Annotated in this window: 9 protein-coding genes; 6 read left to right on the plus strand and 3 right to left on the minus strand. The window is 69.3% G+C overall.

All coding sequences use genetic code 11. The annotated features are described in order from the left end of the window. Positions 1-169 precede the first annotated feature (169 nt). Positions 170-532 carry a DUF6507 family protein gene (locus ACWGSK_RS16660; protein ID WP_358512971.1) on the minus strand — a complete coding sequence of 121 codons (363 nt, stop codon included), beginning with the start codon at positions 530-532 and terminating at the stop codon, positions 170-172. A gap of 74 nt (positions 533-606) precedes the next feature. Further along, positions 607-4611 (minus strand): type VII secretion protein EccCa, encoded by a 4005-nt coding sequence (eccCa, locus tag ACWGSK_RS16665; protein ID WP_452456163.1) that lies wholly within the window; start codon positions 4609-4611, stop codon positions 607-609. Positions 4612-4987: 376 nt separating this feature from the next. Between eccCa and ACWGSK_RS16670 the strand changes: the two genes are divergently transcribed. The 6 genes from ACWGSK_RS16670 (at position 4988) to ACWGSK_RS16695 (ending at position 10662) form a co-directional block, all read left to right on the plus strand. Next, on the plus strand, positions 4988-5326 hold the full coding sequence (locus tag ACWGSK_RS16670; RefSeq protein ID WP_358512967.1) for a hypothetical protein: 339 nt from the start codon (positions 4988-4990) through the stop codon (positions 5324-5326). Positions 5327-5351: 25 nt separating this feature from the next. Then, positions 5352-5651 (plus strand): hypothetical protein, encoded by a 300-nt coding sequence (locus ACWGSK_RS16675; RefSeq protein WP_452456164.1) that lies wholly within the window; start codon positions 5352-5354, stop codon positions 5649-5651. A gap of 43 nt (positions 5652-5694) precedes the next feature. Then, positions 5695-6675: a TNT domain-containing protein gene (locus ACWGSK_RS16680; protein ID WP_358512963.1), complete on the plus strand. Its 981-nt coding sequence runs from the start codon at positions 5695-5697 to the stop codon at positions 6673-6675. A gap of 92 nt (positions 6676-6767) precedes the next feature. After that, entirely contained in the window at positions 6768-8093 is a 1326-nt protein-coding gene (gene eccD / locus ACWGSK_RS16685; protein ID WP_358512961.1) for a type VII secretion integral membrane protein EccD, read from the plus strand. Positions 8094-8107: 14 nt separating this feature from the next. After that, positions 8108-8998 (plus strand): ATPase, encoded by an 891-nt coding sequence (locus ACWGSK_RS16690; RefSeq protein WP_358512959.1) that lies wholly within the window; start codon positions 8108-8110, stop codon positions 8996-8998. Between the two features lie 1154 nt (positions 8999-10152). Beyond that, positions 10153-10662 carry a hypothetical protein gene (locus ACWGSK_RS16695; RefSeq protein WP_452456165.1) on the plus strand — a complete coding sequence of 170 codons (510 nt, stop codon included), beginning with the start codon at positions 10153-10155 and terminating at the stop codon, positions 10660-10662. A gap of 277 nt (positions 10663-10939) precedes the next feature. Here ACWGSK_RS16695 and ACWGSK_RS16700 read toward each other — a convergent pair whose 3' ends face one another. Further along, positions 10940-11701 (minus strand): hypothetical protein, encoded by a 762-nt coding sequence (locus ACWGSK_RS16700; protein ID WP_358512955.1) that lies wholly within the window; start codon positions 11699-11701, stop codon positions 10940-10942. Positions 11702-11818: the final 117 nt, after the last annotated feature.

An 11818-nucleotide genomic window follows, 5' to 3' on the forward strand; every position in this document is an offset into this window, starting at 1 on the left:
GATGTTCTTTCCGGCGCGGCGAAGGTCCCTGGCGTACTCGTCCAGCGCGTCGGCGTCGATCTGCGGGATCAGGATCTGGGAGGGCTCGATGGCGCCGTCGCCGTAGCAGGCGCTCGCCTCCAGGTCATTGAAGAAGGGGTCGTTGAGGGGCAAGGGGGGATTCCTGGGATCAGAGGTTGGGGGGAAGGTCGTCCTCGGTGATGGGGGTGTCCAGGTGCGCGGATTGGGCCTCCGCGGCCATTTCGTAGTCTCCGTTGACGTAGTACTCGGTGGCCTCGGCGCAGCCGGAGAGAGCGCTCGACGTACGTCGCACCATCTGTCCGCAGATGGGGGAGAAGTGCTCCATGAACATGCCGATGGCCGAGCTCACCGGCATGCTGTCGGAGCATTCGGTCGCGGCGCCCTGGATGGCCGTGTCCATGTCGAGGATGTTCCCCGACAGGCCTTCCGTGGCCTCACCGTCGCCGAGGTGTCCCAACACGGTGGTGAGGACGGATCTCACGGTGTCGGTCTGGATGCTCCACTCGGACACGTTTCCTCCTTATGGCGAAATGGCCTCCCGCATCCTTTTCAGGAGGATGCTCTCGGACGGTGATCGGTTCGTGCTCATGTGTGTTCGTTGGGGTGGTCCTGGTCGAGGAGGGCGGTCTGGATGAGGCGGGTGGCGCCGCCACGGGGCATCCACCTGCCCCGACCCGGGGGCAGGGGCGAGGCGTACACGCGCGGGAAGATCTGCCCCTCACCGCGGTCGCCCGACATCAGCAGCGTGCTGCTGCCCACCTCCCGGACCGCTTGGAGCAGTGAGTCGTACATGCCGCGGCTCGCGCCCGCGGCGCGGCGGGCGATCACGAAGTGCAGACCGATGTCGCGTCCGTTCGACACGTATGGAGCGAACGGGCTCAACGGTTTTTGGCCCGCGGTGGTCAGCACGTCGTAGTCGTCGGCGAGCACGACCACGCGAGGTCCGTCGAAGGCGCCCGGTTCGACCTCCTGGCCCTCCCCGTCCTGGGGGATCCGGTTCTCCATCTCCTTGGCCACACCGGTCGCCAGGCCACCGCACACGCGGGGGTTGGTCGCGTACCCGCCGACGTACTCCGGGGGGACGACGTCGCGCAGGTTGCGTCGGGGGTCCATGATCGCGAACACGACCTCCTTGGGCGTGTAGCGTTCCACGAGCCCTTCGGCGATCATCCGCAGCAGGTTGGTCTTGCCGCACTCGCTGTCACCGATGACCAGCAGGTTCTGGTCCCGTTCGAACAGGTCCAGTCGCACCGGAGCCATGGCGCGTTCGTCCAGGCCGATCGGCAGGGCCTTGGGTTCGGCCTCCTTGTCCGGCAGGGCGTGTACCGAGAGACGGTGCGGTAGCACGCGGACCTCGGGGGCGCGGGCGCCGATCCAGGCACGGTCGATCGCGCGTACGGCGTGCTCCACCACCTCGCCCAGGTTCTCGGTGGAAGGGGCGCCGTCGAATCGGGGCAGCGCGGTCTGCGCGAACAGTTTCATGGTGGTCAGGGCACGGCCGTTGTCACCCTCGCCGATGGTCTCGGCGAGTTTGCGGGCGATGGCCGAGTCGGTCGGGTTGTTGAGCCGAAGCTCCACCTTCTGACCGAAGTTCGACTGCGCGTTCATTCGTACGTCGTTCCACCGGAGCATCGCCGAGACGATGTGGACGCCGTACCCGCCACCGCGCTGTAGCAGCTCGGTGACGATTCCCTCGACCTCCTCGAAGTCGCGGCGCAGGGCACCGAAGCCGTCCACGCAAAGGACGATGTCGGCGGTGGCCAATTCTGGAACCTCACCGCGGGCGTGCATGGCGCGCAGCTGCTCCATCGAGTCGATGCCGCGCTCCCGGAACACCTCCTCCCGGTGTTCGAGCATCCCCCGCACCTCCTCGATGGTTCGTCGGACCCGTTCGGCGTCGGTGCGTACGGCGACGCCGCCCACGTGCGGCAGTCCGGAGAGGGACTGGAGGCCGCCGCCGAGCAGGTCCAGGCAGTACACGGACACCTGGTCGGGGGTGTGGGTGAGCGCCAATGAAAGGACCAGGGTGCGCAGGAGGGTCGTCTTCCCGCTCTGCGGTCCACCGATGACGGCGACGTGACCACCCGAAGCGGTCAGGTCGAGGAGCCACTCGCCCTGCCACTGCTTGGTGGCGTCGTCCAGGAGCCCGATCGGCACATTCAGGGTGGGACGCTCACCGGGGATCCGCAGCCCGTGTTCGGTCTCCTCGGGAGCACCGCAGATCGCGTCGATGGTGGTGGCCTTGGGCAGCGGGGGCAGCCAGATCGCCCGGGTGGGTTCGCCGTGCTGGCCGAGCTGTCCCACCATCACGTCCAACAGGGTCGGATCGGTCGTGCGGGTGGGCATCGCGGCCTCCTCGTCGGGGGACGCCGTCTCGGCGACCTCTTCGGGGGAGGGGTTGTAGGCGGTGTAGAGCCGGGGCGAGGGGGTGACGTTCTCGTCCTCGGGCTCCTCCTCGATGACCGGTCCGCGGTAGGCGCCGGACACGTAGCCGGCCTTGAAGCGCTGGTAGACGGTGGTGTCGACCTTCAGGTAGCCGAATCCGGGCAGGGCGGGCAGGTGGAAGGCGTCCGGGGTGTTCAGGACCGTACGGCTCTCCTCCTCGGAGAAGGTGCGCAGGCCCAGGCGGTACGACAGGTAGGTGTCCAGGCCGCGGAGCTTTCCGCCCTCGATGCGCTGGCTGGACAGAAGCAGGTGCACACCGATGCTGCGACCGATGCGGCCGATGGACAGGAACAGTTCGATGAAGTCGGGGCGGGCGGTGAGGAGCTCACCGAACTCGTCGATGATCACCAGCAGGTGCGGCATCGGGTCGAGCGAGGGGTCCTTCTCGCGCTTGTGCGTGTAGTCCCCGATGTTGGGCACGTTGCCCGCGTCGCGCAACATCTGCTGGCGGCGCTGTACCTCGCCGGAGAGGCTGGCGTGGACGCGTTCGATGAGGGCGGCGTCGTCCTCCAGGTTGGTGATCATCCCGGAGACGTGCGGCAGTTCCTCGAAGGGGGCGAAGGTGGCGCCGCCCTTGTAGTCGACCAGCACCATGCTGACCCGCTCTGGCGGGTGGGACGCGGCCAGGGCCAGCACCAGGGTCCGCAGCATCTCGCTCTTGCCCGAGCCGGTGGCGCCCACGCACAGTCCGTGCGGACCCATGCCCAGTTGGGCGGACTCCTTCAGGTCCAGGACGAGCGCCTGGCCCATCTCGTCCACCCCGATCGGAACGCGCAGGAACGCGCGTTCGCTGCGTGGGGCCCACAGGCGCTGGACGTCCATGTCACCGGGGTCGCGCACACCCAACATGGCGGTGAAGTCGACGCGTCCACCCTCCTGCGCCGTCTCTTCGAGCGATTCGGCGGACAGCCGTAGCGGGGAGAGCATGCGGGCCAGCCCGGTCAGGGTGGCGGGGGAGACGTCGTCGAGGACACCGGTCCGCAGGACCGGGTCGGTGGGACGCAGGTCCTCGACCCTGACCTGGTCGCCGGTGACGGTGACGCGCATGTTCACGTCGCCGGGCTCGTCGATCTGCCGGGAGACCAGGTGCAGCACGGTGACGCCGAGCGAGGTGGGGTCGACGGTGTGGTCGGGGCGGACGAGTTCGGTGGCCACCTCGCCGTGGGTGTCGTGGATGACGAGGAGGCGGCGCAGCAGCTGGTAGGCCTCGCGACGCCCCATACCGCGTCGCACCTCGGAGGCGAAGTCGCTCCGCGATCGCAGTTCGTCGGCGAGCAGGGTGCCGAGGTCGCGGGGGGAGGGGGCGATGAGGCGGGTGGCGACGCCCTGTTCGCGTCGCTGGGGGTCGAGGACCTGGGGGAGCCACAGCAGCCAGGACCAGTCGTCGGCGTGCTCCTCGGGGTAGGAGACGGCCAGCCCGGCGTCCTCGGGGGCGTGGAACACGGCGAACTGGGCGACCATGGCCCGGACCATGCGCATGATGTCCTCGCGTTCGCCCACGACGCTGACGTTGCCCGTCATGTCCAACGGCAGGGTGAACGGCATGTCCGGGATGGTCTCGAAGCGTTGGATGGCGCCCTGGGCCTCGGACTGCATGAACGGGTCGGTGGGCGCCAGGGCGGTGCCCTGCTCGGCCAGGTCGAGGGGGCGACCGGAGGCAACACCGGTGCCGACCCGTACCTTCAGGAAGTCGTTGTGGCGCCGGCGACGCTCCCAGAGTCGCTTGGGGTCGCGAAGGACGTCGTAGAGGGCCTCCGGGGGTGGGTCGAGCAGACGCGCGTGTGCCCGTGTCTGCTGTTCCCAGGTGCTCAGTCTCTCCCGTAGTTCCTCCAGGTACTGGAGGTAGAGCTCGCGCTGGTTGCGCCTTTGCCTGCCGACCTGGCCGCGCCTGGAGAACAGCATGAGCAGCGCACCGAGGAGGGCCACGCACAGGACGACCGCGCCCAGGGCCATGAAGGCCGGGTTGCGCATGACCATCATGATCGTCAGGGAGGCCATCATGCCCACCATCGGAAGGATGGCCATGAGCGGATTGCCCTGGGACTTGCCGTCGGGGAGGGTCGGAGGAGCCTCCACCTCCCGGGGCTCCTCGGCGGGAGCCGGGTGGGTGGTGCGTGTCGGTCGGTGTACGACACGGAGGGCCATCGGCGTTCCTCTCGACTCTGGGAGAAGTCATGAGATCGGGCAGGAGCGACAAAACCCTATCGAAGCAGGGATTCCGGCGTTTTTTCGTGTGCCCGCACGGGTGTCGGGGCTTGAAGGGGCAAGGGGCATTCGAGTGCCCTATGGTGATCTTCCTCACTATTCTCGGGTTCGTCGAACATTTCGACTCGGGTGGTGAATCGGACGCGCCGTGTGTTCGGGCAGGTCAGCGAAGTGATCGGTGTGCTCGGAGGGGCTGGAAGCGCGGGCGGCACTGTCGGGGCGCCGTGATGGAGTATGGGAACCGTAGGTCTGTTCGGCGCATCCCCTGGAAGTCGGGATCGGCCGAAGCCAATCCTCGTGACAAGGCAGGTGGAAAATGGCGGACAAGGAACTCGATTTCCATCAGGCATCTTTTGCCAAGATGACCAGCAATACCGGTGAATCGGGTGAGCAGCTCAGCACCCTGGTCAACAGACTCGTGAACGCGGTTGATCCGCTGAAGGACAAGTTCGAGGGTAGCGGCAGGAATTCACTCGACGAGCTCCACCGTCGGGCGGAGACGGTGTCCATCCTGGTGGGCGGCGATCTGAACAACCTGAACGAAGGTCAGCGGGAAATGATGAACGCCGTACTCCAGGGTGACCAGGATATGGCGGACTCGACTCAATCCCAGATGAACGCCGCGAATTTCGATGCCGGTAAGCTGCGGGCCTAGATCATTCCTTGGGGATAGTGCGTAGATGAGCGACTACACGAAATACAGCAAGAACGCCTCGGCCGACGTCCAGGAAACGATCACGAGCATCACCGGCGAGTTGGAGACACTCATCGATGACCACGAGATCGATGTCAACTCCGTCATGTCGGAAACCGTGATCGAGGGTGCGGACGTCACCTACCTGGAGAAGGACCAGCGTTGGGCCCTGGCGGCTCATGAGGCCAGGGAGATCATCGCCATCATCCGCTCCGTGATGGAAGAGAACGATGGAATCGCCGACACCGCCCTGACCAGGGCTCGGACCGCCGCAGAGAGCATCTGACCCCGTTCCGGTAGGGGAACGAAGTCACCGAAGGGGAGCACCGATGGGCCGCGACTACGACAACCAGTTGCTCGAATCGGTCGCGGTCCGTCGGCAACGCCTGCGCGAGGCGGTGTTGTTCGGTGGACAGCGGACCAAACGCCGCTTGGACGAAGGGATCGGCAAGATCGTGATCAGCGCCTGCCTGGCCGCGGTCGCGTGCGCCGGGACGGTCGGTTGGTCCTTCGTCAGCAACACCCTCGGCAACCAGCGCCTGGAACGTGAACAGGCCGAGTCCGGGCCGGTGGAGAACGCCATCCCGGCGATCCCCGGCGAATGGGTGGGAGCGCGGGTCGACCTGGCCATGCTCAAGGAGCAACTGGATCAGGCCCAGGTTCCGGAGGACCTCTACGTCCTGCCCGGCGAGCCTCGGCCAGAGCCCGGCACGGTCGGTAGCTACTACCTCATCACCGAGGACGACGAGTTCGGCGCGCTGTCCGTGGTCGTCATGGACCTCGACCAGGGGCGTCCCGGCTACCAGTTCGCCGACGAGGACGAGACCGCTCGCTGGCTCTTCCAGGAACTGGCGACCACCGAGGGTGATCCGGCGACGCTCAGCGCCACCGACGAGGCCGCCGCCGTGGAGAACACGGCGGAGCTGGTGCAGGAGGTCCGGGACGGTTTGGACCAGCGCAGCGCCGAGTCCTACCTGCACACGCTCGACCCGGGGGACATCCTCGACTCCTTTGGTCCGGAGAGTGGGCGCCACCTCTTCCCCGACGGGACCCCCTACGCCGAACGTGGTCTGCCCGACTATGTTCGGACGGACTCCGGTGATCAGGACCTCTATCACCGTTACCGGGTCGTCCACCCGTTCCGGGTGACGGCCACCACCGCCCCGGCGGAGGACGGCGCCCCCGGTGGAGGTATCCGTTTCACGCTCGACACGGCAGGGTTCTCCGAGGTGCCACCGGCGCCGACCCTGCGCTGGCTGATCGGCCAGGGATACGTCGAGCGTGTGGCGGTCGACAGTGTTCCCCGATGACGAAGTTCCCCGATGACGAAGCCGGTCGACGCGCGTGACGCGTCACCAAGACCGTGGCGCACCGCGCCGCCCGCCCAGCAGAATGGAAGGTCATGACCGCTTGGAGCCGCGTGACGATCGTCGGTGAGGAGCGCCGGGTCGACGCGGTACTCCCGGCGAGTGAGCCCGTCGGTGTCCTCATGCCGGAGGTCCTGGAACTACTCGGGGACGAGCCCCAGAACCCGGCCAGGCTGCGCCACCTGGTGACCGCGTCCGGCGCGGTCCTGGCGGGTGAGAACACCCTGGAGGAACGCCGGATCGAGGACGGGTCCGTGCTCTGGTTGGTCCAGGACGAGGCTCCCGTACCCGCCCCCGTGGTGCACGAAGTGCCCGAGGCGGTGTCGAAGGCCCTGGACGACCACACCGGTAGGTGGACCCCCGAAGCGGCCCGTTGGAGCGCGACCGTCTCGCTGGCCGCACTCGCCTTGGGCACGGCCTGGCTCGTCCATGGACACCTGCCGGGAGGAACGGGCCTCGTGGCGATCGCCGCGATCGCGCTGGTACTGGTGACGGCCGGCGCCGCGATCGGACCGACCTGGCGGGAACCGCTGGGTACCGCGCTGTCGATCGCCGGCACCGTGGTCGGGGGCTTCGGACTATGGCGGGCCGGCGACCACTTCGACTGGCCGAACTGGGCCCTGTGGGGAGGGACCGCCGCCCTGCTCTCCGGGCTCGTGCTGTTGCTGGGCCTCACCTCCGGCCTGGGCCGGGGCGGGTTGGCCGGCGGCGGTGTCGGTCTGGCCCTGGCCTCGGTGTGGACCCTGTCCCGCGTCCTGGGCCTGTCGACCGATCTGGTCGCGGTGCTGCTGACCGTGGTCTGTGTGCTCGGGCTGAGCCTGCTCCTGAGGGTCGCCCTCATGATCTCGGGGCTGACGGTCCTGGACGACCGCCGAAGCTCCGGCGAATCGGTGGCCAGGGACGACGTCCTCACCTCGGTGGCCAGGGCGCATCGCAGTCTGGTCATCGCCACCGTGGCGGTGGCCATCGCCGTGGCCGTCGCGGGCCTCGGGCTCGTCACGAACCTCACCCCCTGGACGTCCGGGCTGTGCGTGGTGCTCGCGATCGTGGTGGCGAGCCGCTCCCGGCTGTTCCCGCTCATCGCGCAGAAGGCGGCGCTCATCGCCGCGAGCCTCGTGGTGCTGCTCGCCTTCCTCGTGGAGTGGGCCGCCGGTGAGTCGTGGGCGGTCTGGCCGGCCCTGGCCGTGGCCGTCGCGGTGGCGGCCATCCCGATGGTGGTCCTGGCCACCGAGCAGCCCGAGCACGTGCGCGCGCGTCTGCGTGGTGTGACCGGCCGATTCGAGGTCGTCGCCGTGATCGTCATGGTGCCGTTGGCGGTCGGGGCGTTCGGGACCTTCGAGCGACTGCTCGCGACCTTCTGAAGGGGAGGATGACGATGGGCACCACCAAGGCGGTGCACGGGGACCCCTGGCCGCGCAGGTTGGGCCGAGCGGTCGTGACCCCCTTTCTGCCGACGTCGGAGATCGCCGACGCCATCGAGATGCGCGGGCGCCTGCAGCGTTCCACGGCCACGGGTCGTCGGATCCTCGTGGACGACTTCGGCACCGGTGCGGACACCGCGGTCGTGACCGCTCTGATCGCCCGGGTCCTGGCCCACCACCGTCGGGATCGGGTCCTGACGGTGGACGCCACCGATCGGCTTCCGCCACTCGGTACCCGGTTGGACACCCACGCCGCGCATGCCTTGGGCGAGGGGGTGCGGACCGCGAGCTTCGAGCAGGCCAAGGAGAGCCTCGGTGAGGTGGGGCCCGGCCTGTGGACGGTCCAGGCGGCCCAGAACAACGAGGACGCCTACGCGGCGGGCCTGCTTCCGCTCTTCCGGTTCTTCGGCGTGACGCTGGTGACCGGTGGTTCGGGAGGGGCGTTCGTGAAGGCGGTCGCCGAGACCGCCCACTCTCGTGTCCGTGTGGTGCGGGCGACTCGGGATTCGGCTCGGATCGTGGGTCGCAGACTCGACCACCTGCTCCGTGAGGGCCGACGACACGAGGTGGAGAACAGCGTGATCGTGGTCTTCGACCAGGAGAGGGACGAAGACCCGGGGTTCGACGCCACGCGGATCACCCGCATCATCGCCGAGAGTGGGGCGGAGGCCGTGCGCCTGCGCTACGACCGGCACCTCGCCCAAGGGCTCGCCGTGCAGATGCGCCGGGTCTCGGAGGCCACCCATCGAACGGCGATCCACATGGCGGCGGAGGCCATGACCAAGGCCGTGGCGACGGTACGACCCCGGTACGCGGCAATGGAAGGGAGAGGTGAGTGGGCATGAGCCGGCGCGACGCGGAGGACTCGTCGGAACCGAGGGACGGGTCGTCCCCTCGAACGGACGCCTCTTCCCGGGGGCCGGCCCCGGTTCGACGGGCCCACCCGGGCGCGGAGCGGCACCCCGGGGATCCGGACACGTCGTCTCCCGAGGGACGACCGGATCCTCGATACCCGTTCAACGGTCCTCAGGGACCCCAGAACCTCCAGGGAAGCCAGGGATCCCAGGGTCCGCCGGCTCCTTCGGGGCCTTCCGGTCCTCAGGGAACCCAGAACCCCCAGAGTCCCCAGGGAACCCAGATATCCCATAGCCCCCATAGCCCCCATAGTCCTCAGGTTCCCCACAACCCCCAGGGATCCCAGAGTCTCCAGGGAAGCCAGGCATCCCAGGGTTCGCCGACTCCTTCGGGGCCTTCCGGTCCTCAAGCTCCCCACAACCTCCAGGGACCTCCCCGGCATCAGGCATACCAGGCTCCCCAGAACCCTTCCGGTCCTCAGGGGCCCCAGAATCCCCAGGCTCCCCAGGCTCTCCAGAACCCTTCCGGGCCCCAGGTCCCCCACAACCCCTCCGGTCCTCAGGTTCCCCAAGGCTTCCGGCCGACCCATGGGCCCGTCCGTCCTCCGGGGCCCCAAGGCCCCCAGAACCCTCAGGGGGCTTTCGGCCACCAAAGGCCGGGGTCACCTCCGGCCGGCGACGTGCCACCGCGGTACCAGGGCGACGGCGCGCCGCCGAGGCGATACACCGCTCCGTCCGGACCTCAGGTCCCCCCGGGCTCTTCCGGACCTCAGTACCCCTGGGCCGGACCGCACACCGCGCGAACGCCACCGTCGGGTCAGGCGCCACCTCCTCCCGGTTCGCGGGCCCCGTCCGGGCCGCCGCGCACACGGGCGAACGACTCGATCGCCGAGGCCTTCCTCTCGGGTACGTCGGGCATGTCCGCTCCGCCCGCTCCGCCCGCTCCGCCCGCCCCGGAACGTCCTCGGGAGGCGCCGACTCCTCGGCCGGAAGCGCCACGTCGGGTACCGCCGCCGAACCCGTATCCGTGGGAGGGGCCCCGACCCGAACCGACGCCCCCGCCGAGCGAGCCCTGGAACCCCCCTCCGAAGGACTCGGCGCCCCCTTCGGTCACGCCCCGGCAGGACACAGGACCTCGGGAACCCGTGCCGTGGGAGGCCCCGCGAACCGACCCCCGGGTCCAAGCGGAGTCAGGGCCGATCGCACCCGACCCCCTTCGTGAACCGGACCCCGCCCCCGTCCCGGAACCGCCGTCGGCCCCGCGCCCCGAGGCCCGGGTGGAGGACACGTCCGCTCGTCCGGTGGAGTCGGTTCCGCCCGAAGAGCCGATTCGGACCGAGGGAACCCTCCGGCCCGAGGAACCGCTCTGGCCGGCGGCCCCCGTGCAACCGGCGGCCCCGGAACGGCCCGAACAGCGGACCCGGCCCAAGGACGAGGCCGAATCGTCGGGTGTCGACTCGGAACCGTTCGCGTCGAGCACCTTCGATCCGGTGCCGTCCGCCAAGGGCATCGAGGCGTGGGCCGACATCGTGGACCGGACCCCGCCGATGCCGGGCGGTTTCGAGGAACGCATCGTGAACGTGCGGGCGGTCCCCGCGTCCCTGTTCGGTAGAGCGCTGTTCCGGGTGAGCCTTGGCCGGATCAAGGTCGGGTGACGGGCCGAACCGGGCGGCCACGCCCCTGCGCGAAGGAGAGGGGCGCGCCCACCTCCCCTGTGTGAGCGCGCCCCGGCGCGTTCGTCAACGCGCCCTCCCGTCCGACGTTCCCTTGGGCCGCCCTCTCTCGGGGCCAGAGGGCCCGGGGTGGTCGTCGGGCGGGGGCCGACCGCTCTGCGCGCGTCCCCTCGGCGTCGCGCGGCGGTCGGCGTTGCCGTCCGGTGGGGGCTCCTCTCCCCTCAAGGAGGGCCTGGTCCACCGGAACGGCGTCAGTGGGTCATCGGTCGGATCGAGCACCCCCGCCGTCCAGGGCGTCGAGCAGGGACAAGGCCTCGGCGTGGGTGCCGGGCAACGGGACCGACCACACGGCCGCCCCGTGCTCCCAACCGGTCTGTTCGCGCAGGAGGTCCAGTTCCTCCGCGAGGTTGGGTCCGTCCTGGGTCAGCACCGCGATCCGTGAGCGGTTCACCAGGCACAACGACTCGCCACGGGTGAAGAAGCGGCGCAGTTCGTGACCGAGCACGATGAGCCGCGCCGTCCGCCGCCAAGGGTCGAGTGAGGGGTCCAGCGCCATGACCACCAGACGGTGGTCGAAGGCGGCGGGCACGCCGTCGTCGATGCCCCGGTAGAGCTCGCCCACCCTGGTTCGCAGGTAGCCACGATCGGCCAGTCCGGTCAGCGGATCCTGGCAGTGGTCCCGGTCGCGACCACCTCGCTCCCAGCCCTCGGCCAGGGCTCGGACCATGGCGAACGGTGATCGGTCCAGCCCGATCGAGCGGGTGAACGCGTCCAGGTCCGTCAGGGCGCGCCCGATCCCCACACCCACACGGGCGCGGGCCTCGCCGAGCCTCGCGCAGGGTTCGGTGAGTTCGCCACCGTGCGCGTAGGCCTCACAGAGGACGTCCACGGCCGGGGTCCACCAGTCCTCGGACCGGGACCAACCCGCTGCCTGTGAGCGGTGCCTCCACGGCGTACGTAGTTCCCGAGCGCGGTGAACGTTGCGGCCCCCCGCTCCGGCTCCTACTTCGATCTCGCCCATGGTTCAGCTCCTGGTCGTCGTTTTCCCAGGTGGACGGAGGTGGGCCCGCGCCCCCGCGGTGGGCTCCCTCCGTCCGCCTCACCCCTAATCACGGAGATCGGTGGCGTTCATGACGCG

Source organism: Nocardiopsis sp. NPDC055551, assembly GCF_053619415.1.